Annotated in this window: 17 protein-coding genes and 2 pseudogenes; 8 read left to right on the top strand and 11 right to left on the bottom strand. The window is 67.5% G+C overall.

The features are described from left to right. Positions 1-1,042 precede the first annotated feature (1,042 nt). Positions 1,043-2,266: an MFS transporter gene (locus ACWDAS_RS38255; protein ID WP_450400210.1), complete on the bottom strand. Its 1,224-nt coding sequence runs from the start codon at positions 2,264-2,266 to the stop codon at positions 1,043-1,045. A 299-nt stretch (positions 2,267-2,565) separates the two neighbouring features. Further along, positions 2,566-3,318 (bottom strand): SDR family oxidoreductase, encoded by a 753-nt coding sequence (locus ACWDAS_RS38260; protein WP_450400211.1) that lies wholly within the window; start codon positions 3,316-3,318, stop codon positions 2,566-2,568. 90 nt (positions 3,319-3,408) lie between these two features. On the opposite strand from ACWDAS_RS38260, the gene ACWDAS_RS38265 reads away from it, so the two are divergent. Further along, positions 3,409-4,008 (top strand): TetR/AcrR family transcriptional regulator, encoded by a 600-nt coding sequence (locus tag ACWDAS_RS38265; RefSeq protein WP_450400213.1) that lies wholly within the window; start codon positions 3,409-3,411, stop codon positions 4,006-4,008. 240 nt (positions 4,009-4,248) lie between these two features. Here ACWDAS_RS38265 and ACWDAS_RS38270 read toward each other — a convergent pair. Further along, positions 4,249-4,365, bottom strand: a pseudogene (locus tag ACWDAS_RS38270) (IS5/IS1182 family transposase); the annotation flags it as partial. Positions 4,366-4,592: 227 nt separating this feature from the next. Between ACWDAS_RS38270 and ACWDAS_RS38275 the strand changes: the two are divergent. After that, the gene (locus ACWDAS_RS38275) at positions 4,593-5,789 is read left to right on the top strand and encodes an RNA-guided endonuclease InsQ/TnpB family protein (protein ID WP_450400215.1); all 1,197 of its coding nucleotides are present in this window, start codon (positions 4,593-4,595) and stop codon (positions 5,787-5,789) included. Between the two features lie 240 nt (positions 5,790-6,029). Next, positions 6,030-6,293, top strand: coding sequence for a hypothetical protein (locus ACWDAS_RS38280; protein ID WP_450400217.1), 264 nt, complete (start codon positions 6,030-6,032; stop codon positions 6,291-6,293). Between the two features lie 43 nt (positions 6,294-6,336). On the opposite strand, the gene ACWDAS_RS38285 is transcribed toward ACWDAS_RS38280, so the two are convergent. Next, positions 6,337-7,458 (bottom strand): IS630 family transposase, encoded by a 1,122-nt coding sequence (locus ACWDAS_RS38285; protein ID WP_450400218.1) that lies wholly within the window; start codon positions 7,456-7,458, stop codon positions 6,337-6,339. Positions 7,459-7,638: 180 nt separating this feature from the next. Next, positions 7,639-9,084 carry an aldehyde dehydrogenase family protein gene (locus ACWDAS_RS38290; protein ID WP_450400220.1) on the bottom strand — a complete coding sequence of 482 codons (1,446 nt, stop codon included), beginning with the start codon at positions 9,082-9,084 and terminating at the stop codon, positions 7,639-7,641. Positions 9,085-9,847: 763 nt separating this feature from the next. On the opposite strand from ACWDAS_RS38290, the gene ACWDAS_RS38295 reads away from it, so the two are divergent. Beyond that, positions 9,848-10,810, top strand: a complete 963-nt coding sequence (locus ACWDAS_RS38295; RefSeq protein ID WP_450400221.1) for an SLAC1 family transporter — start codon at positions 9,848-9,850, stop codon at positions 10,808-10,810. 60 nt (positions 10,811-10,870) lie between these two features. Here ACWDAS_RS38295 and ACWDAS_RS38300 read toward each other — a convergent pair whose 3' ends face one another. After that, positions 10,871-11,518, bottom strand: a complete 648-nt coding sequence (locus ACWDAS_RS38300) for a cysteine hydrolase (protein ID WP_450400223.1) — start codon at positions 11,516-11,518, stop codon at positions 10,871-10,873. Between the two features lie 403 nt (positions 11,519-11,921). Here ACWDAS_RS38300 and ACWDAS_RS38305 point away from each other — a divergent pair, with 403 nt between their 5' ends. From ACWDAS_RS38305 to ACWDAS_RS38320, 4 genes and pseudogenes are all read left to right on the top strand, one after another. Then, positions 11,922-12,995: a hypothetical protein gene (locus tag ACWDAS_RS38305; RefSeq protein WP_450400225.1), complete on the top strand. Its 1,074-nt coding sequence runs from the start codon at positions 11,922-11,924 to the stop codon at positions 12,993-12,995. Positions 12,996-13,161: 166 nt separating this feature from the next. Then, a pseudogene (locus ACWDAS_RS38310) lies at positions 13,162-13,542 on the top strand (helix-turn-helix domain-containing protein); the annotation flags it as partial. A 332-nt stretch (positions 13,543-13,874) separates the two neighbouring features. Continuing rightward, a complete protein-coding gene (locus ACWDAS_RS38315) occupies positions 13,875-14,702 on the top strand; it encodes an alpha/beta fold hydrolase (RefSeq protein WP_450400226.1) in 828 nt (275 codons plus the stop codon). 223 nt (positions 14,703-14,925) lie between these two features. Next, entirely contained in the window at positions 14,926-16,395 is a 1,470-nt protein-coding gene (locus ACWDAS_RS38320; protein ID WP_450400228.1) for an FAD-dependent oxidoreductase, read from the top strand. A 303-nt stretch (positions 16,396-16,698) separates the two neighbouring features. Here the strand turns inward: ACWDAS_RS38320 and ACWDAS_RS38325 are convergent, their stop codons facing one another. From ACWDAS_RS38325 to ACWDAS_RS38345, 5 genes are all read right to left on the bottom strand, one after another. Continuing rightward, a complete protein-coding gene (locus ACWDAS_RS38325; protein WP_450400230.1) occupies positions 16,699-16,917 on the bottom strand; it encodes a hypothetical protein in 219 nt (72 codons plus the stop codon). Continuing rightward, positions 16,902-17,642 carry a replication-relaxation family protein gene (locus ACWDAS_RS38330; RefSeq protein WP_450400231.1) on the bottom strand — a complete coding sequence of 247 codons (741 nt, stop codon included), beginning with the start codon at positions 17,640-17,642 and terminating at the stop codon, positions 16,902-16,904. Before ACWDAS_RS38330 ends, ACWDAS_RS38325 begins: the two co-directional genes overlap by 16 nt. Continuing rightward, the gene (locus tag ACWDAS_RS38335; RefSeq protein ID WP_450400233.1) at positions 17,639-18,022 is read right to left on the bottom strand and encodes a hypothetical protein; all 384 of its coding nucleotides are present in this window, start codon (positions 18,020-18,022) and stop codon (positions 17,639-17,641) included. Before ACWDAS_RS38335 ends, ACWDAS_RS38330 begins: the two co-directional genes overlap by 4 nt. Before the next feature lie 477 nt (positions 18,023-18,499). Continuing rightward, a complete protein-coding gene (locus tag ACWDAS_RS38340; RefSeq protein WP_450400234.1) occupies positions 18,500-18,802 on the bottom strand; it encodes a hypothetical protein in 303 nt (100 codons plus the stop codon). 188 nt (positions 18,803-18,990) lie between these two features. Beyond that, complete coding sequence (locus ACWDAS_RS38345; protein ID WP_450400236.1) at positions 18,991-21,033, bottom strand: protein kinase domain-containing protein; 2,043 nt, start codon at positions 21,031-21,033, stop codon at positions 18,991-18,993. Positions 21,034-21,442: the final 409 nt, after the last annotated feature.

The following is a 21,442-nucleotide window of genomic DNA, read 5'->3' on the forward strand; positions in this document are numbered from 1 at the left end:
CTGTCCGTCACCCTCGCCGGCACCGTCCTCTACCTCGGGGGTGGGTTGCTGCCCGGCGTCTCTCTTCAGACGTGGACGTACGGCACGGCCGCCGTGTGCGTCGTGCTCGGGGCCTGGCTGCGCACCCCCCGGGCACGGCGACTTCCGAGCAGGCGTCGGTCGCACACCTGACGCGCCGTGAACCCAAGTCGGACCATCTCGACACAAGCCGAATGTGGCTTCTTGCTGCCGATGGTGGCAGACACGAGCGCCATTTTCCTTCCAGAACCGGAGTTGGACTTGATCTGCCCGTTGTGGGGTGCTGATGAGAGGAGGGCCAGGTCAGGTTCCTGACCTGGCTCTCTCCTATTCGTTGTGTCCCCGAGACGGTGTCAGCTGACGCGGACCGTCCAGGCCGGCGAGTACGAGGCGGGCAGTGCCGTCGTCGCCGGGCGGTAGACGCGCAGGGTGTAGGTGCCGGTGTGAGTGAAGGTCACCTTGCCGGTGGCGGTTCCACGGGTGCCGAGCGTGGCGGTGGTGATGGTGGCCCAGGTGCCGTTGCTCCGGCGGATCTGGTACTGGATCTTCGGACCGGACCTTGCTCGTGATGGCCGAGCACTTGGCGCCTCTGCTCGGAACTGAGGCCGACGCAGGTTGCGGGCAGCGAGGCGGCGCAAGAGTTCCTTCTCGGAGGCCACCAGACACACGAGCGAGGAGTACCCTCCCGGAGCCCGGGAGGGCCCTCCTCGCACGTCGGGATCGGAGCGAAGCCGGAGGCCGTGCTTGAGGACGACGGAACGGCTGGCGTCCAGCAAGTCCGCAAGTTGCCCCCGCACCGTCTCGAGTGCAGGGGCCTCGCGCTCGGAATACTCGTACTCGGCTGGTCGACACCGGCCTCGGCAGGGGCCTGGGCGAAATCGGCGGGGGATCGTCGGCGGCCTGTGTCGAGCGGAACCAGCAGGGTGGCTCTCCGCTCGCGCTCACGGCGCCCGCTTCCCGGCCGGGCGTCCCACGTCGGCGGCAGGACAGCCGTGTGCCGGTCCGAGGCCGTCCTCGACGGGGATCAGTCGCGGGACAGGCGCGTGAAGATCTGAGTGGCCGCGCTGAGCAGGGCGAGGGCGCCGCCGAAGGCGAAGGCCGCCGGAGCGCCGTAGCCGTCGACGACCATGCCGCCGACGAGTGATCCCGCGGCGAGTGAGATCTGCAGCACGCTGACCAGGAGCGCCAGGCCGCTCTCGGGAGCGTCGGGGGTCGCGCGCAGGATCCACGTCTGCAGTGCCAGGGGCACCGCGCCGAAGGCCGCACCCCACAGGAGGACGAGCACGACGACGGCGGGTGCGGCGCCCGTGAGGGTGTTGAGCAGGACGACCGTGGCGGCGAGCAGGACGGCCGCGGTGACGTAGACCGCGCGCAGGCTGCGGCCGATGATCGCGCCGGCGGCGAAGTTTCCGGCCAGTCCTGCCACGCCGTATCCGAGGAGCACCAGCGTCACCGCGGACGAGCCGAAATGCGCCCGGTCTTCCAGGTAGGGGGTGATGTAGGTGTAGGCGGCGAAGTGCCCGAGGAACATCAGCGCGGTGGCCAGCAGGGCGATGCGGGCGGCGGGAATGCGCAGGGACGCCGTGAGCGTGGCCATGCGTATCACGCCGGTGGGCGGCAGCGAGGGGAGTCGCAGTGCCAGAGCCACAAGGGCGAGCAGAGCGGCGCCCGCGGCGATGAAGAACGCGGTTCGCCATCCGGCGAGGTGTCCCACGAGTGCGCCGAGCGGCAGGCTGACCACGGTGCCGGCGGAGATGCCGGCGGTGATCAGCGAACTGGCGCGGTTGACCGCTTCGGCGGGCACCAGTCGGGCGGCGACGCCGGCACCCATCGCCCAGAATCCGCCGACGGCGACGCCGAGGAGGATTCTGGCCACCGCCATCACCGGCATGTTGGGGGCCAGTGCTGCCACGACGTTGGAGGCCGTGAAGGACACCGCCAGCGCGATCAGGACCTTGCGCCGGTCGAGCTTTCCCGAGGCGATGGTGAGCAGAGGCGCTGTGACGGCTGCCGTCAGGCCGGGTACGACGACGACCAGGCCCACGGTGCCGACGGAGACGTGGAGGCTGGATCCGATCACGGGCAGGAGCCCGATCGGCAGGAACTCCGAGAGCACCAGCACGAAGGACATCAAGGCGACCGAGGCGACGGCCGGCCAGTTGCCCTGCGGCGAGGGTGCGGCGTGGCCTGCCGCTTCCAGCGGTTCCCGCCGGCCCACGACCGGTGCCGTGGTGGAGTGGTCACTCATGCTTCTTGTCTCCTGGACGGATCAGGGGCCGTGCGTGGCCCATGCCGCGGTGTTGCGCGGCGGCTGTGCCGCGACGGTGGGACGTGAGCGGCAGGGGTCACAGCGGCGTGACCATGGAAACGAGGCGCGCGCTCGGGCCGGTGGATCACCGGGCGGGTGACGCGCACCACAGTCGCGCCGGTGACCTGCTGCGTCGTCCGGGCGGTGTCCGCCCGGTACGGCAGGGTCACGCGGCAGGCGAATCCCGTCTTCCCGCAAGCGGAGGGCTCTCTCGCCCCCCGCTGCGGAACGGGGGACATTCAGATCTGGTTCAGCCCACCGTCGACGTACAGCTCGGTGCCGGTGACGAAGCTGCTCTGGTCGGACGCGAGGAACAGAGCAGCCGCGGCTGCTTCGGCGGGCTCGCCCATGCGGCCGAGGGGAACCTGCTGCGCGAAGAAGGCGTGGAGCGACTTGGCCTCTTCCTCGTTGGGCGCCAGGCCGGTGAGTCCCGGGGTCTTGATCGGTCCGGGCACCAGGGTGTTGACACGAATACCACGGCCGCGCAGCTCGTTGGCCCAAGTACGCGAGAAGGACCGGACGGCGGCCTTGGAGGCGGCATAGACGCCGAACGCCTCTCCGCCGGTGGTGGCGGCGGTGGAACCCGTCAGGATCACCGAGGCGCCGTCGTTGAGGAGCGGCAGTGCCTTCTGAACGGTGAACAGCGTCCCGCGGACGTTGATGTTGAACGTGTCGTCGAAGTGCTGCTCCGTCACCTGCTCCAGGGTTGCGAATTCCCCGCCCCCGGCGTTGGCGAAGAGCACATCGATGCGGCGGCCCTGCTCGGCGATGACCGAGAAGAGCCGGTCGAGGTCGGCCGGGCTGGCTATATCTCCGCGGACGGCGGTGACATTCGTGCCGATCTCGGCAGCGGCCGCGTCCAGCGCGTCCTGACGCCGGCCGGTGATGATCACGTGGGCGCCCTCGGCGGCGAAGCGCCGCGCCGTGGCCAGTCCGATGCCGCTGTTCGCCCCGGTGACCACGGCCACCTTGCCTGCGAGTACTTCCGTCATGACGCGCCACTCCTCGATAGTTTTTGACTGCTTCGTCCACAACATTAACCGTTGTGGACGATGCGGTCAAGAAAGCGTATGCTCAGCGTCATGGCACGACCTCGGAAGTTCGACGAGCAGCAGGTACTGGCGACCGTGCGGGAGCGGTTCTGGGCGGGTGGGTACGCGGGCACGAGCATGGACGACATCGCCGCCGCGACCGGCCTCGGCAAAGGCAGCCTGTACGGCGCGTTCGGCGGCAAGCAGGACCTCTTCCACCGCGTGTTCGACGACTACTGCAACTCGGTCGTCGACGCCACGGCCCAGCAGCTGCGCGGCGACGACGACGAGAACGCGTACACGCGGCTGTCCGCCCACGTTCACGCGGTGGCCGCGGCCACCGCCGCGGACACCGCCCAGCGCGGATGCCTGCTGGCCAAGGGCACCGCCGAGCTGGCCGAACACGACAAGACCGTGGCCGACCGTGCGCACACTGCCATCGAAGCGCTCCACGCACTGCTGAAGGACGACATCGCCGCCTGTCAGCGCAACGGCGACCTCGACGCGAACGCGGACCCCGGACGGCTGGCCGCGCTGGTGCTCGCCGTTCTGCGCGGCATCGAAGCACTGGGCAAGGCCGGAGCCGACGAGGAGATGCTGACGGACATCGCCCGCACCGCACTCGCCGTGCTGCCACGCCCCGCGAACTGACGAACCCATCGGACCACGTCGTCAGGGTTGCGAGAAGGGCAGGAGGGGCCTTGCTATTCGGCAGGACGGCGGGACTGCCACCGAACACCCCCTGACCACCTTCGATAAGGCCGAGTCCGTGGACGACTCATCGCGCTGACGGCGTCGGCCTTCGTCTCGGACGTCGAGAAGGTCGTGGCCAAAGCCGGACTGCGGAAGGCCAAGGCGGTCATCTATAGGTTGTCCCGTATGAGGCGTGAGTTACCGAGTCAGGGCCAGGTTGTGTAGCCGGGCGATGCCGAGCATGGCCTGGTGAACGCCGTTCAACCTCCAGGCTTCGGCTGGCGAAGACCCGGGACGCGTATTTGGTCGCGCCTGACCTGGGCTGCTGTCACAAGCTGTCGCGGTAGTCAGCACAATGGCGGCTGCGGCGGTGAGGGTTCGTTTCATCGGGAACCTCCGAGGAGACCCCCGCCTTCAGGCGGGGGAGGAATCGGACTCCTGCGGAGCAGGGCAGGGAAAGCCGAACTGCCCCCGGGGCGGTTCGGTGTCCACTCCCGACGTCACGTCAGGTAGTCACAAGCCAATGCAGTATCTTGTGAGCTGTGGCCACTTGTGTGAGGCGGGCGTTCAAGTACCGCTTCTATCCGACCGATGCGCAGGCAGCGGAGCTGTCGCGCACGTTCGGGTGCGTGCGCAAGGTCTACAACCTGGCGCTCCAGGCCCGCACCGAGGCGTGGACGCTGCGGTCCGAGCGGATCAACTACAACGCCACCTCGGCGATGCTGACGGCGTGGAAGAAAACCGAGGAACTGGCGTTCCTCAACGACGTCTCCTCGGTCCCGCTTCAGCAGGCGCTCAGACACCTTCAGACGGCGTTCACGAACTTCTTCGGCAAGCGGGCGAAGTACCCCCGGTTCAAGTCGCGGAAGAAGTCCCGCACGTCCGCCGAGTACACCACCAGCGCGTTCCGGTTCCGCGACGGCAGGCTGACCCTGGCGAAGATGGCCGAGCCACTGGACATCGTGTGGTCGCGGCCCCTGCCGGAATACTCCACCCCGTCGACGGTGACCGTGTCCCAGGACGCGGCCGGGCGCTGGTTCGTCTCGATGCTCGTCGAGGACCCCACCGTGAAGCCGCTGCCCGCAGGCGGCCGGGCGGTCGGTGTCGATGCGGGCCTGGACCACTTGCTGACCCTGTCTACCGGGGAGAAGATCGCCAACCCGAGGCACGAACGCAAGGACCGTGCCCGGCTGGCCAGGGCGCAGCGGGAGCTGTCCCGCACAGCACGGGGCGACGGCGCGAACCGGGCCAAGGCCCGCCGCAAGGTCGCCCGCGTCCACGCCCGGATCGCCGACCGCCGCCGGGACCACCTGCACAAGCTCACCACCCGACTCGTCCGCGAAAACCAAGTGGTCGTGATCGAGGACCTGACGGTCCGGAACATGCTCAAGAACCGCAGCTTGTCCCGGGCGATCTCCGACGCCGCATGGTCGGAATTCCGCAGCATGCTGGAGTACAAGGCGGCCTGGTACGGCCGCGAGGTGATCGCGGTCGACCGCTGGTTCCCCTCCAGCAGACTGTGCTCGGCCTGCGGCACCCTGCAAGAGAAGATGCCGCTGAACGTCCGCACGTGGACGTGCGACTGCGGCACCGTGCACGACCGCGACGTGAATGCGGCGCGCAACGTCCTGGCCGCCGGACTGGCGGTGTCGGCCTGTGGAGCCGGTGTAAGACCCCAACGGAGTTCTCCGGGCGGGCAGTCGGCGATGAAGCAGGAAACCTCACGGCGCGAGCCGTAGGAATCCCCCTCCTTCAGGAGGGGGAGGAAGTCAAGCGGTAGATGTTGGATGCGGACACATCTCCGACGGCCGTCGTGTAGCGGAGCTGTGACTGTACGTTCGGTCCGTGCGGGCGATGTTCGGTTGGGTGCGAGGAAGACGCACCCCCGTGCCGCTGCGCGCTCTGAGCGGACCGGAGTGCGGTCGGCAGTGCGGCAGAGCTCCTGGGGGACGCCGCGCGCTTCTGCGGCGGACTCGGCCGTGGAGGTGAACTCCAGGCCGACGGCCTTCAGCGGCCGGGCGGGGGAGCCGCGTCATCTGGACGGTCAACTGCTTGGTGACCATGCCCCATCCCGCCTCGTCGAACGCGGCTCCAGGGAAGAGGAGTTCGCGCAGCAGGATCCGCATCCTGCTGACGGAGGGCGCAGACTTCTCGAGGCGGCCGAGCGACGACAGACCTTCGCCGACCAGGGCGTGATGGACGCACGCAGGGCGTTTCACAACTCGGCGGAAGCTGCTTCATGACTGTTCGCGCTAGTGCTGTGACCGCATAGGTTCGCCGGGGTCGTCAGGCTGCGGTTGTTCGTGCGCGTCCGCCCCAGCGGATGCCTTTCTCGCTGCGGATACGGGCGCGTTCTCGGCGTTGGGCGGCGAGGACGTCGGGGTGGCGGGCGTTGGTGTTGCGCCAGCGCAGGTAGGCGTGCAGGGCCCGGGTCTGGACGGTGTGGTTGCGGTGGTGGGAGTTGGCCAGGGTGAACTGCCGCAAGGGTCCGAAGTGGGCCTCGATGGGGTTGGCCCAGGAGGCGTAGGTCGGGGTGAAGCACAGCTCGACCTTGTGATTCTTCGCCCAGCGGCAGATCTTCGCGCCGGTGTGGGCGGACAGGTTGTCCAAGATGATGTAGATCGGGGCGCCGTCCGGGCGGGCGGCGCGGATCGACTTCAGCGCGGCCAGGGTGTTCGCGGTGCCTTTTCGGTGACGATTCACGCCCCAGAGGGTGTCGTCGCCGACGGAGTAGCAGCCGTGGAAGTAGGTGACGCCGTGGGTGCGGCGGTAGGTCGCCGGCAGCCGGTCGGGCTTGCCCTGCTCGGCCCAGCACGAGCCGGCGGTGGGCCGGATGCCCAGGGGCCCGAACTCGTCGAAGGCGAAGACCCGGTCCGGGAAACGATCGATGACCTGCTCGATCCGGTCGAGCTTGGCCTCACGGTCGGGGTCGGGTGATTCCTTCCAGGTTTTGGTGCGCTGAAAGGTGATGCCGCGGCGCAGGAGAAGGCACCGTAAAGCTTCGCGGCCGATCCCTATGACGCGGTCGTGCACGCGGCGTAGGTAGGCGGCGAGTCTGCGGATGGACCAGCGGGTGAAGGGCTGGCCGAGTGTGGTCGGGCGGGTGGTGGCCGTCTGGATGACGAAGTCCTCGTCGTCAGGGGTGAGCAGGCGGGGACGGCCTCCCGCCCACTGAGGGTCCAAGCAGGCCAGGCCGATCTCGTTGAACCGGTGGATCACCTCCCGCACCGTGTCCTCGTCGGCCTGGACCAGCTGGGCAATCACCGGAACGCGGTTCCCGCCGGCGGACGCCAACAGCATCATCGCCCGGCGATAGCGCACCGAGTTGGTACTGCCCCGGCGCACGATCTGCTGCAGCTTCTGCCCTTCCTGGTCCGTCAGTCTGCGCACCCGCACAGGCTCGGCCACCACACCTCCCGGCAGTTGGAAAAGACGTCGCCGCCCATCCAACCGCCCCGACCGTCGACCCGGCGAACCTATGCGGTCACAGCACTAGACCTCCACTGGGTCCCTACCGACGTGTGGCTTGCCCTGACTCGCGCGAGGCAAGCCACACGGATCAATCCCTGAATCCGAATCGGTGGGTTGCTACAGGGCAAGGTCGGTGAGGACGAGTACGCGTTCGTAGGTGTAGTCGTCCATGGCGAACTTCACTCCTTCGCGGCCGACACCGGACTGCTTGACGCCGCCGTAGGGCATCTGGTCGGCCCGGTAGGAGGGAACGTCACCGATGACGACACCGCCGACCTCCAGAGCCCGGTGAGCTCGGAACGCCGCCTGCAGGTCGTGCGTGAACACTCCGGTCTGCAAGCCGTACTTGGACTCGTTGACTGCCGCGAAGGCCTCGGCCTCGCCGGAGACCTTGAGCACGGTGAGAACAGGTCCGAAGACTTCCTCGCAGGCCAGTGTGGTGTCGGCTGGAACATCCGCGAGAACGGTGGGCGCGTACGAGGCGCCGTCGCGCTTGCCACCCGTGTGGAGCGTGGCACCGGCGACAACGGCTTCGTCGACCCACGATTCGACGCGGCACGCGGCGTCCTCGCTGACGAGCGGGCCCACATCGGTCCTGTCGTCAGAGGGGTCCCCGGTGACCTGTGCTTCGACTGCCGCGACGATGCGGGGGAGCAGGCGGTCGTACACCGCGGCGTCGGCAATGACGCGCTGCACGGAGATGCAGGACTGTCCGCCCTGGTAGTTGGAGAACATGGCGATCCGGTCGGCGGCCCGGTCGAGGTCTTCGTCGCCGGCGAAGTCGCCCAGCACGACGGCGGCACCGTTCCCGCCGAGTTCCAGCGTGCAGTGCTTCCTGGGTACCGAGTCCATGATCGCGTAGCCGACCCTCTCAGAACCGGTGAACGAGATGACGGGCAAGCGTTCGTCCTGTACCAGCGCAGACATCCGGTCGTTGGCGACCGGCAGGATGCTCCACGCGCCTTCCGGCAGGTCGGTCTCGGCGAGCAGGTCCCCGAGGAACAGGGCGGAGAGAGGGGTGTTCGGCGCCGGCTTCAGGATGATCGGGGCGCCGGCCGCGATGGCGGGGGCGACCTTGTGGGCGCACTGGTTGAGCGGGAAGTTGAAGGGCGTGATACCCAGCACGACCCCCTTGGGGAAGCGGCGGGTGAGCGCGAGGCGGCCCTGGCCCGCTGCGTCCGTGTCCAGTCGCTGAGCCTCACCGCTGTTGAAGCGGCGGGCTTCCTCGGCGGCGAACCGGAATACGGACACCGAGCGGCGCACCTCGCCGCGGGCCCACTTGATCGGTTTGCCGTTCTCCGCGGAGATGAGCTGTGCGATCTCCTCGGTGCGCTCCACGAGTCGCCTGCTCACGTGGTCGAGGGCGGCGGCACGCTGGTGGGCAGGGGTGGCCGCGAACTCCTCGCGAGCGGCGTATGCGGCGGCCACCGCCATCTCGACCTGATCATCGGTCGGCACGCTGACCTGGCCGACCACTTCGCCGGTCCAGGGCGAGGTCACAGCCAGCGTGGTCTCGCCGTCGGCCCGGCGGCCGGCGAGCCAGAAGGAGCGGGGGGAAGTCATGTCCGGTCACGGCCCTAACGTTCGGGGTGCGCTGACGCGATTCCGTCAGCGGGTCTCACCGTAGGACCCGCGTCGCCAGAGGAGATTTATACAAAATGTAGCGATCCTCGGCCCGCGGACTCCGGAAGGCCAGTTCTCCTCCGACTGCTGATTTCGGTACCACCCGTGCTTGCCCTATCGCAGTAGGTATGGCGTTGTCTGGTGCCGTATGCGGACGGGCGAGTCGGGTATGCCCGCAGCTCGGTTTCGGAAAGGAATTCTTCGACGCTGAGAGCTGCATCCGACATGACGTCGTACTGTGGAGAGTCCGCTAAAGGCTGCCATCGCGGCCGTGAAGGTCCAGACGTGAAGTCTGTGCTCCATGCGGCCGCGTGCCAGGTCGATTCCGTGCACGCGGTTCGACCATCAGGGCGCCGATCCGATGTATTCGAGACCGTGCTGCAGCATCTGCGCTTCGAGAACTTGCTGGAACAGCGATGTTCTTCTCCGGGGCGATGACAATTTTTGCCCCCGAAGGGGTGAGGTCCGGCTTCGGAGAATACGTCGTTGACGGTGCCCACGCGGAGCTGGCTCCGGCGGTGCGCCGGATCGTGATGGACGGACGGGGGCGAGCTGTGCGGACTCTGTGCCAAGGCTCGTCCGGAGGTGACTCGGGGGCGCTCGCTCAGGAGTGTCGACTCGCGTCGGGCACCTGCGGAAGCGATGATCGCTGAGACGTCACGGAAATAACCCTCTCAGGGCACTCATGAAACGGAGTATGTCTTTGACCGGCCGCAAGTATCTAGTGGCTCCCAATCTCTTCGGCATCAGTTTTGGAGTGGCAGGACTGGCCCAGGCGTGGACAGTGGCGCACAGCGTGGCCCGCACACCTGAATGGCCGGGAATCGTGCTGTGGTTGTGCGCCGGCCTCTTGTGGCTCCTGACAATGGTCGCCTACGTGGTGAACATCCGCTCTCGGGGCCATCTGGCGAAAGAATTCACACACCCGGTTACCGGACCATTTATTTCGCTGGTGCCGATTGTTCCCATGCTCTTTGGTGTCGCACTGAAACCGTATGCGGACACAGCCGGTAAGTGCATTTATCTCATTGCATTTGTCGCCACCGTTATTCTGGGAGGATGGCTGACGGGGACGTGGATTCGCGTCGAAATGAGACTCGTGGACTGGCATCCAGGATATTTCCTGCCCACCGTTGCCGGCGGTCTGTTGGCGGCGGGTGGGGCAGCGGCATTCGGCTGGGTCAGGATTTCAGAGCTCATGTTCGGGTTCGGATTCATCTGCTGGGTCGTCCTCGGCTCGATTCTCCTCCTCAGATTGTTCACGCAGCCCGCACTGCCGAACCGGCTGCTGCCCGTTATTGCAATTGAACTCGCGCCGCCCGTCGTAGCCGGTAACGTCTGGTTCGCGATGAATGGAGGGAAAGCGGACTTCATGGCGAGTGGGCTGGCTGGCTACGCATTGCTGATGGCGCTCGTGCAGCTTTCGATGATTCCCTCGTATCGGACGGCCCTTTTCGGGCCGCCCTTCTGGGCGTTCGCCTTTACCTACGTCGCCGCTGTCACGGATGTGATCTTGTGGCTGAAGGCGGAGGACGTTGATTACTCAAAGCCGATCACATACGTTCTTCTCGCACTCTCCACTCTGGGCTATGCAGCACTTGCCGCACGTACGGTGAAGGGTATCATTCGAGGCACATTTCTTCCGGAGTATCCTGTTGCCCGCTGATTCGACACGTGCCCCGCTGGGGCCGGCGGGAGGAAGCAGGGTGGTGACGAGGGGGGATCCCTACCGCATTCTTTCGAGTACTTCGTCAGTCGGCAGCAACGCATGGGCGAAGAAGCGGTAGTTGATGATCGCCGCCTGATAGCCGTCGCCCCAGACCGGGTGTCGGGGGCCTGCTGTCGCATCCCTGACCACGGTGACCTCGAATCCCTCCTCGATGAGGTGACGCATATGGGACTCGACGCACATGTTCGCCAGCATCCCGCCAAGAACGATCCTTTGAATTCCCCGCTTACGAAGTTGCAGGACCAAGTCGTTGCTTTCCGGCCCGAACACCTTGTGCGGGCTGGCGACCACCGTTCTGCCGTCCTCGATGTAGGGCTTGAAACGGTCCAGCCAGTCCGCCCCGGAGTTTCGGAACCCCGTCAGATCGAGCTGCCCCGCCCGTGCGAAGGTGTGGGTCTCGAGCTCGCTCGTCTCGAGTGGCCCGTTCATTCGCCATCCGCTGTCGGTCGGGTAGAAGTAATGAGGCGAGATGAAGACCTCGTATCCGCCCGTCTTCGCCGTCTCGAATATTCTCTCCATGTTCTCGACGGTCCGGTTCTCCGTGACGCTTGCACCCACCACAGCCCAATTGGCCCCGTGCTCGCTCAGCACGTCATTCTGTGGGTCAATGAACACAACCGCCGTGTCAGACCTATTGATTTCCATCTGGCGCTCCTTTTGTGATAATGACGACTGGCGTCACGATTCTTGGGTGGCAATATGCGTTTGGCGGATGTTCTGGCCCTTCCAGCTTGCCCCACTGTCGAGCGTTGTGCATCGGTCACCTGCTGTACCTCGGTTGTCGTCCCGGCTTCCTCCGGCGGCGAACGGGCTGCGAGGACGGCTTCCGGGCAGGAGCGGATCCGCAATGCGACGAACAGTGAGCTTTTTCAGAGTGGCCACTGATCGAGTGATGGCTGAGCCGAAGCACGCTAGTTGTCACATAGGCAGGCTTGCTGTCGTTGTGGCCGAGGCTGCATGCGTTGGACTTGACCAGATGAACACCGATGCCACTGAGGCTGATTGAGGCAACCAGGGGTTGTCAGTGGCTGGTGGCAGGATCACCGGCATGGTTTTCGTACGTACTACTCCGCCGCGGCCCGTGGACGTGACCGCGGTCTTTCCCGAGCTGGCGCCGTTGGCACGTCCTGCGATTCGGCTGCACCCTCGTCCCGGGTCGCCTTCGACCGGGGAGAGCTCGGTCGGGGGGCCGTTGCTGTGGCCGGCTGCGGAGCCGTGGCCACACTGCGAAACCTCGCACCTGCACGTGGACAGCGGGTTCCGCGAGTCACCGGACGACGTGCGGCTCTTGAGGCGCATGCGGGTCCGGTGGCACGGCGATCACGGTGGTCCTGGGACAACGCCCGAGGAGGCAGCGGTCAAGGAACGTAACGCCGCGAGACTCGCGGAGCGACTCGACGCCGGCCCGCCGCCTGCGGACTGCCCGGTCCCCATGCTGCCCGTGGCCCAGCTGTATCTGCGCGACATTCCCCTGCTGCGGCCGCCGGGACAGGCCGATCTGCTCCAGGTGCTGTGGTGCCCCTACGACCACGATCCGGATCACAAGCCGTTGACCGCACTGTTCTGGCGGTCCGCCGCCGAGGTTGTCGACATCCTCGCCACACCGCCTGAGCCGTACGAGGTGAACTATGAGGGCTATGTGCCGGAGCCGTGCGTGCTGGCACCGGAAGAGATCGCCGATTACCCCGACAGCCTCGATCTGAGCCCGCAGATGCGGCTGATGGTGGAGGACTGGGGCAGGTGGCAGGCGGCCGGCGCCAGCGTGGACAGCTCCTACGCGGAGTATCCGCGGGACTTCTATGACGAGCATCTGGCTGATGCGCCCGGCTGGAAGGTCGGCGGCTGGCCTCCGTGGGGCCGCACCGATCCCAACCCCCGATACTGCGCTGTGTGCGACGCCCGGATGGTCCCGCTGCTGACCATCGCCTCCCGCGAATGGGACGGCGGCGAGGGACACAGCTGGACGCCTCAAGAGGACCAGGCCGCCGCCAACACCGCCGGGCATTGCTGTGGCCAGAGCCCCTCGGGGCCGACCAAGGTCGAAGTCGGCAGCACCGACAACATGCAGATCTACGTCTGCCCCATCTCTCCCGAGCATCCGCACACCGACCTGATCCAATGAGCTGCCGGGCCTGTCACGCACCCTCCGCAGCCGGAGACAGAAGTGCCGCCGCGTCAGGGTGTGTGACAAGCCATTTACCTCACGGCGGCGGGACCCGCAACGCACAAGGCTCCTGTGCCGTTGGAGGAGGTGTTCGAAGTCTCAACCCGCTGGCACAGGAGCCTCGTTGGTTTCCCATCCAGCCGCACTCGACCTGTCGCACGTGCTGGTTGAGTGGGTCACCATGCTCATCGTCACCCGTGAGGGTGACCGCCGCTGCAAGCTCCCACCGCACCAGCGCGCGCTGGTCGCCTTGGTGTTCCTGCGCAAGCACGACACCCTCGCGCAGATCGCCGCCGGCTTCGGCATCTCGGTGGGCACCGCCCACGCCTACACCCACACCGTGGTCGACCTGCTCGCGGTGCGGGCACCTGGCCTGCTCAAAGTCCTCCGTGAAGCCGACCCGGACTTCGTCCTGCTCGACGGCACCCTTTCCGCATGCGACCGCCTCGACGCCGGCCGGGCGGACTACTCCGCCAAGCACCGCCGCCACGGCGTGAACGTCCAGTCGACAGGGGGCAACAGTCATGCCGGGCCCAAAGGCCGGCGGCCCCATTGCAGGACCGCGAAGAAGATAACGGGGCGGGACAGGAGACCCCTCGTTTCACCGATGTGCGTTCTTCGGTGGCTGGAGGACGAAGTCCCTCACCGTAAGAATCGGATTCGACTGGGCGTTATCCTGCGAGTTCAAACCCAGAAATCCCGTTTACGCGCCGCCACGCTGGGCCAATACATTTCGACGCGCGATCGCGCGGCCACTCGGGTAGAGTCCGACGAGGTGCCTGTGTTGTCACGGCGCCGATCTGACGAGTTCTGGACCATCTCGAGAGGAACTCCGACATGCCCTTCGCCACAGCCAAGGACGGCACGCAGATTTTCTACAAGGACTGGGGGTCCGGCCAGCCGGTTGTCTTCTCCCATGGCTGGCCGCTGACTGCGGACGCGTGGGACCCCCAGATGAAGCTCATGGCTGACAACGGCTTCCGCGCGATCGCTCACGACCGGCGGGGCGGGGGACGATCCGGCCAGGCCTGGGGCGGCAACAATCTCGACACGTACGCCGACGACCTGGCCGCTGTCATCGAGGCTGAGGACCTTCACGATGTCATCCTGGTCGGCCACTCCACCGGCGGCGGTGAGGTCACCCGGTACATCGGAAGGCACGGCACTGACCGGGTCGCCAAACTGGTCCTGCTCGGCGCGATCCCCCCGCTGATGCTCAAGACCGAGGCCAACCCGGAGGGCCTGCCCATCGAGGTCTTCGATGAGATCCGTGAAGGTGTGGAAACAGACCGCTCACAGTTCTACAAGGATCTGAGTGCCGCCTTCTACGGCGCAAATCGCGACGGATCAACGGTCACGCAAGGAATCCGCGACGAGTTCTGGCTCTGGAGCATGACAGTAGGCATCAAGGGCGCCTACGACTGCATCAAGGCATTCTCAGAGACGGACACCACCGAGGACCTCAAGAAGGTCGACGTGCCCACGCTGATTGTGCACGGCGACGACGATCAGATCGTGCCCATCGTGGCGGCTGGTGACAAGTCCTCCAAGCTCGTCAAGGACGCGATCTACAAGGTGTATCCGGGCGCCCCTCACGGCCTGGCAATGGTCCCGAAGTTCGCCGAGACCTTCAACCGGGACCTCCTCGAGTTCGCCCGCAGTTGAGTCGAAGACGTGACTACGCCGCGACAGCTCGGCCTGTGCCCCGCCCGCGGGGCCCGGGCCATGTTTGTGCGCGGTGTGTCGCGCAGCCTGAAGTCCGGCGTGGCGGGGCGCTGGGTCATGTGCATCAGGTCTTTTGGCGCCCCGGTCGGCCGGCGAGAGTTTCCGGTTGCCCGGGACTGTGTGCTGCCCGCGACGGGTGGCTGGCCCACGGGGAGGAAATCGCATGGATTTCGACACTGAGGTATTGGTCGTGGGTGCGGGGCCGGCGGGGCTCCTGCTGGCAGGCGACCTGGCGGAGTCCGGTGTCAGCTGTACCGTCGTCGAGCGGCGCGTGCGGGACTCGGAGCTCACACGCGCGTTCTCTGTCAACGCGCGGACGCTGGAGCAGCTGGATGCCCGCGCGGTCGCGGATGATCTGATCTCGACGGGTCTGCGAAGTCCTGTTCTCCAGTTCCTGCAGATCGATCTGTCGCGGTTGCCGACTCGCTTTCCTCATGTGCTCGTGACGCCCCAGTACAACACCGAGCGGGTGCTCCGCGCACGCGCCCGCAGCCATGGAGTCGAACTCCGGGAAGGGTGCGAAGTTACAGGTGTCCGGCAGGATGCCGATGGTGTCGAAGTGCAGGTGCGGAACGCCGACGGTGCCGATCACACTCTGCGCGCGGCTTATGTCGTGGGCGCCGACGGACGCAACAGCACGGTGCGCCGATCCCTCGGCCTGCCGTTTCCCGGCCGCGCGGCGGTGCGGTCGATGATGCTCGCCGACGTGCGGCTCGCCGAACCTCCGCGGAAGCCTCCCACGGTGGGGGCGGTGGGGGATGCGTTCGCCATTGTTGTCCCCTTCGGTGATGGATGGTTCCGGATCATGGCGTGGAGCCGCCGCCACCAGATGCCCGACACTGCGGCGGTCGATCTCGAGGAGATCAAGGCGATCGCCCGCCGGGCGCTCGGGCGGGACTTCGGCATGCACGACCCGCGCTGGATCTCCCGCTTCCACAGCGACGAGCGGCAGTGTCCGCGCTACCGGGACGGCAGAGTCTTCCTCGTCGGGGACGCCGCCCATGTGCACTCGCCGGCGGGTGGCATGGGCATGAACACCAGTATTCAGGATTCGGCCAACCTCGGCTGGAAACTCGCCGCGGTCCTTCGCGGCCGAGCGCCGGACGCTCTGCTTGACACGTACCAGGCCGAGAGGCACCCGGTGGGGCGCAGGGTGATCCGCAGGAGCGGCGCGCTTCTGCGCGGAGTATTGACCACACCTCAGGCTCTATGCGGTCTTCGGGACTTCGCCGCCCGCACGGTCCTTCACTTCCCTCCGATCGCCAAGCGCCTGGCACGGGCCATGTCCGGGATCGACATCGCCTATCCTGCCGCGGTCGGCACCCACCCGCTCACCGGCAAGAGAGCTCCGGACATCCCCTTGATGGGCGGGAGACGCCTCTACGAAGCCCTCCGTGCGCGCCGGTTCGTGCTGGTCACGCCGGCGGACGCGCCGCTGCCTTCCTCGATCGCCGACGAGTGGGGCGGCGAGGTGGAGTTCGCCACCTCAGCCGGTCCGACCGGCAAGACGGTCCTGGTCAGACCCGACGCCTACATCGCCTGGGCGACATCCGACCAGTCCGCCGAGAGCCGGGACGCCGAGATCCGACAGGCCCTGGCCAGGAACTGTGGCCCAGCGGCGGCAGAGGAGTAACAACGTTACGCGGCTGCCTTCCGGGTTGCGACAAGAATTTCGTCCAAGGTCAGCGTTGCGTGGGAGATTTGGGGATAGCGCAGGATTATCGCGGCCACCAGGTTCCGCATCGCCTTGGTCAACGCCTCACGTCCAGGCCTGCGCTTACCCGCAAGCGAGGCGACGGTGAAGTCCGCGCCGTCCGGGCAGCGCAGCGCCATGGCGCAGTCCGACGCCCAAGACGCTCAGCCGCACATCGTCGACGGCCCTGTTGTCCAGAGCCACGAACCGCGGCGGCCGGCTACGCAGCTTCTTCATCAGCGCCTACAAATCCATCCAGGAGCGCCGGGTACGGTCGCCCGCGAGCGGCGTCCAGACCGGGCCGGACGCCCCGAACTGTTCGATGTCCTCCAGCACCGCCGCACCCAGCTGGACATGCCCGGCGAGCTGGGTCACCAGCGGGTGTCCCGCGACCATGGCCCGCAGGTCCCCGATCCGCCGTTGCAGCGCATCCGGCCCCGCGCCGGTCAGGACGAACAGCACGCGGGGAAGCGCGGGTAGAACCGCTGCCAGGCCAGCATCGCGTCCTGGTCGGCGACGGTGCCCCGCCGCCCGGGAGGCTGCGGTACGTACTCGTGGAACCGCGCGTACGAGATCAGCTTCCTCGCGAGGCGCTCGCTGCTCATGGTGGCGCGGTCGACTTCCACGAAGGCCCGGTACTGCAGGCGCTGCGGTCTCGTGGCGGTGTAGTGCAGGACGGCGTCGGCGATCAGGCGGTCCTCACCGCCGGTGTCCGGCAGCCGGTGTGCGACCTCGGGCACCCAGTCCAGTGGCCCGTACTCGTCCCCGCGGGTGCGGGCGTCGGTGAGGAACGCCAGGTGCGTGCGCAGCACGGTGAGGGTGTGGGAAGCCGGCAGCGAGGCTTCCACTGGGCTGCCCGGGGCGAAGGCGGGCTGCCCGCGCAGCTCGGGCCACCCGGCGACGGCCCGGGCGCCTTGAGCAGTCAGGAACCAGACCTGCATCCGGCTGTCGACCATCGCGTAGGAGACCAGTTCGGCCTCGCGGAGCATGTTGAGGGCGCGGCTGGTGAACTGCCGGGTGGCGTCGGGGGCGACCAGTTGCTGCAGGTGCGGGGTGGTGGCCAGGCGGTGCTGGGCGAGAAGGGCCAGGGCTCGGTGCGCTGCCGAGTCGTCGGTGGCGGGCTGCGTCCCTGCCTCACGGTCCGGGTCGGTGAGCATGTCCTGGGCGGTGTCGTCGGTGAGGTTCATCGGTACTGCTTCTCCTCTTCGGTGACATCAGCGGCGGACTGTGACGGCTGCTGCGGCTTGGTTGCGGCAGTGGTCGACGGCTGGCCGGCGCCGCTGCCGGTCGCCTGGCCGGTGAGGAAGTCCAGGACGGAAATCTCGTGCGTGGAGGCCACGGCGGTGAGTTCCGACAGCGGCTTGGCGCCGGTGTTGTCGTGGGCGGCCCGGAGCAGTGAGCCGGGCTTGCTGGGCCGGTACAGGTCCCGGAACACGTCGTTGAGCTCCGGTCCGCGGATCCGCAGCGGCCCGACGCGCTTGCCGCCGACGGTGAAGGACGCGAAGTGCTGGTAGCGGCCGAGCTCGGCGGCATCCGCGGGGCTGATCTGCTCACCCCACTCGTCCATTCTGGGTGGTGCGGCCCCGCCTGGGTTTGCGGACATGGCCCTCGAGGCGGGGTCGCCCGTCACCCGTGTGCGCCGCCCAGCTGGCGGCCGGGCTTGGCCGGGGCGAGTCTGGGTGCAGTGCCCTAGGGTTCGCTCACCTCCCCCAGACGACCCCCAGGCGCGAGAGAAGCCCCCGCCGCAGTGATCCGACCGGGGGCTGTCTCATGCCGGACGTAAGGAGGCCCCCACCGCCAGTGCTCGGTGGGGGCCTCGGCCGTCGGCCTCCCGTAGTGCTCGCCGTCGGAGGCCGGCGGCCGCTCCACAGGGAGTACCTGCGCGGCCGGGTCGGCCCTTCCCGCTTTGCGCAGGCCTTGATGTCGGCGCACAGGACAAAGATGCCGCCCGGGCCCGATCCGGACTCGACCATGTAGGAGCGGCCGTTCTCGGTGTGGGTCTGGCAGCGTGCACAGGTGCCGGAGACGCGCTCGCTGTTGTCGCTCATCGCGCGCCTTCCCGGTGGCAGGAGCATCCGCAGCGGGGGGTGACGACGATCGATGGGTAACCGGGCATCGTGTAGTCGTCGAGGCGACGGCACCCGTGGTGCATGTCCTCGTAGCCCGGACGGCGGGCCAGGTTGCAGTGCTCCGACAGGGCCCGGCGGCTCAGAGCGGATCCCCCCTCCAGCCGCCCGGCGGGGAGCCTGCGCCCCCACATCGTCAGGGCCAGGTCCTCGGGCCGTGCCGCGAAGCTCCGGGGCCCGAGCCGTACGACCAGTCCAGGTCCGTCGCCCGCAGCCGGCACCCCTCGATCGCGACACCGAAGTGCGCGTGTGCTACGCCTGGACCGGCCTGGGTGCCGATCCAGGCCGCCCGAGCAGCGGCCTCTTCACGGGCGGGTCGCGGACGACCCCGCGGGCCGCGCCTCCCAGGCGGCGGGCTGATCGGCGCGTCGCGAGGTGACACCGAGGACGGCGAGCGGTGGACGTCAGTTCATCGGGCCGGGGGCCGAATCCCGAACACGGTCCCCCGGGCAGAAGCCGCGTAGACGATCCCGTCGCCGAGGACCGGCGTGGCGAAGATCCTGCCGATCGCCGCGTCGGGATCGCTTCGCTGGGCCGACCTCCAGACGGTGCGCCCGCTGCCCGCGTCGAAGCTGGCGAGGCGCCCGTCGGCGCCGACAACATAGATGCGGCCATCCTCGCCCACCAGTGGGCCCGGGGAATCGATCCCGGTCGGTCTCGACCACAGCGTGCGACCGGTGTTGGTGTCGATGGCGTGCAGGTCACCGTTGCGGCGGGTCACATAGAGCACGTCGCCGATGAATTGCGCCTCGCCAGCCACTGGTTCCTGCAGGGGGATTCGCTGCTCCGTGCCGGTTTCCCTGTTCCAGTGAATGAGCTCGGCGACACGCCCGCCATCGCTCGAGGAGCCACTGCTGATCATCGTCCACCGCGTGCCTGCGACGTGGATGAGCCACGAACGGTTGTCCACGTCGCGGCGAGTCCACAGCGGCTTGAGTGTGGTGGGATCCAGACACGTGATCGCCAGGTTTCCCGCACGGTAATCGCTGATGTACAGGTTCCGGTCGTCTGTCCGTATGACCGGGCCTGTTTTCTTCCGCTCCGCGATCTGGTGGCCGGTGCGCATGTCCAGCGCGATCAGCGATGTCCGTGGCGTCTCGATCGTCACATAGCCGACGTCGCCGATGAGTACGGGATCCTCATGACGGCCGGTGAGAGTCTTCGTCCACCGTGTCCCGCCGGTCATCGGGTCGAGAGCGGTCAGGACTTCCTTCTCGCCGGCGACCAGGATGAGGTTGCCCCCCGCCACCCCGATAAAGCGCGCATCGCGATCGGCCCCGGAATGCTCCACCTTCCAGAGGACGGCACCCGTCCGTTGGTCGATGCGGGCCGCCCACAGGGATTCCGACCCGCATACCAAGGCGCCCGCTGCCGATGTACACCATGGATGGGCGTACAGGGCGTCTTCGCCCTCGAAGAGGCGGGTCTCGAAGAGCGCCCAGCCTTTGGGGCGGAGTGCGGCGGTAGGCTCGACGACTCTGGTGGACCAAGAGTTGGCAGCGGCATTGCTGACGCCCCTGTCCGGCAACCAGACGAACGCCGCAGCGACGAGCAACGCGAACACGGCTCCCGGGACACCGGCCCGCAGTAGTGTGCGCCGGCCGGGAAGTCGAGCGTTCAAGCGGCCGCGGGAGCTGTGCAGGCTGCGACCGGCGACGAGATGGTCCAGAAGTTGGCCCGGGGCAGGGCGCTGAGCGGGATCTTTTGCCAGACACGCGTTGATCAGAGGCTCAAGCAAAGGGGGTACGCCGGCCAGGTCCGGCGCCTCGTAGACGATGTTGTAGGCGGTCGTCAGAGCCGAGTGGGTGTCGAAGGGACCGCGCCCCGTGGCGGCGTAGGCCAGGAGGGAACCGAGGGCGAAGACATCCGCCGGCGGGCCGACGGTCTTGGCATCGCGGACCTGTTCGGGAGCCATGAACGGTGGAGTGCCCAGGAAGGCACCCGTGGTGGTGATACCCCGGCTTTCCTCCGTGCTCCGTGAGATCCCGAAGTCTATTACCCGCGGTCCGTCACTCGTGATGATCACGTTTGAGGGCTTCAGGTCGCGGTGCACCAGGCCTGCGGCATGAATGTCCTGCAGAGCCTCCGCCAGGCCGCATGCCAGTTCCCAGACCTCCTCGGCCGGAAGCGGGCCCGACGTGGTGATGCGCTCGCGGAGCGATGTGCCGTCGACGTACAGAACCGCCATCCACGGATCGTCGGCGTCCATGTCGGCGTCCACCACGGGGGCGGTGAATGCGCCGCTGACCTTTCGGGCCGCGCTGACCTCCTGGCGGAAGCGGGCACGCAAGGTGGCGTCGTCGGCCAGGGCCCGGCGGATCATCTTCACGGCCACCTGCCGACCGGACGGTGAGATCGCCAGGTAGACAACGCCCGTGCCGCCCTCGCCCAGCCGCCGCTGAACCCGATAGCGACCGATCATTTCCGGTACCCGCATCTGATGCTCTGTCAACGGCCTGCCCTCTGCTTTGCCTCAACGGCCCCAACACCCCCGTAGGATTGGGGTGTTGTATCCAACCACGCCGCCGGGCAGTTGGTGGTTGTCTGCTGCGAAGCCATCGGGTCGATCCGACGCGATGGCCGGAACCACGCAGCGCCGGAAGCGCTCCCCCTACGCGGCGAACAGCCGGGTGCTCGAGGAGTTCCTTCGCGGTGGCCCGCGCCCGCGCCAGGTTCGGGGCCTGTCGAGCCAGCCGGGACGCAGCGCCACGGCGAAGCCATTCGGGAAGGCCTCGTTGCCGGCGAAACGGCGGGCTATCCCTGCCGCGTAGCATCGGCCGCAGCCTTCGGAGAGGGTTCACAGCCCACAACGACGTTCCACGTCCGGTGGGCCCAGGCAATACCGTCCATCAGCTCGCCTC

It is taken from the genome of Streptomyces sp. NPDC001070, from assembly GCF_053598835.1.

Coding starts and splice junctions, on each gene's coding strand:
- ACWDAS_RS38335 (WP_450400233.1), bottom strand. CDS start 18,022: ATGGACGAGTGGGGTGAGCAGATCAGCCCCGCGGATGCCGCCGAGCTC.
- ACWDAS_RS38255 (WP_450400210.1), bottom strand. CDS start 2,266: ATGAGTGACCACTCCACCACGGCACCGGTCGTGGGCCGGCGGGAACCG.
- ACWDAS_RS38265 (WP_450400213.1), top strand. CDS start 3,409: ATGGCACGACCTCGGAAGTTCGACGAGCAGCAGGTACTGGCGACCGTG.
- ACWDAS_RS38315 (WP_450400226.1), top strand. CDS start 13,875: ATGCCCTTCGCCACAGCCAAGGACGGCACGCAGATTTTCTACAAGGAC.
- ACWDAS_RS38305 (WP_450400225.1), top strand. CDS start 11,922: ATGGTTTTCGTACGTACTACTCCGCCGCGGCCCGTGGACGTGACCGCG.
- ACWDAS_RS38260 (WP_450400211.1), bottom strand. CDS start 3,318: ATGACGGAAGTACTCGCAGGCAAGGTGGCCGTGGTCACCGGGGCGAAC.
- ACWDAS_RS38290 (WP_450400220.1), bottom strand. CDS start 9,084: ATGACTTCCCCCCGCTCCTTCTGGCTCGCCGGCCGCCGGGCCGACGGC.
- ACWDAS_RS38320 (WP_450400228.1), top strand. CDS start 14,926: ATGGATTTCGACACTGAGGTATTGGTCGTGGGTGCGGGGCCGGCGGGG.
- ACWDAS_RS38300 (WP_450400223.1), bottom strand. CDS start 11,518: ATGGAAATCAATAGGTCTGACACGGCGGTTGTGTTCATTGACCCACAG.
- ACWDAS_RS38330 (WP_450400231.1), bottom strand. CDS start 17,642: ATGAACCTCACCGACGACACCGCCCAGGACATGCTCACCGACCCGGAC.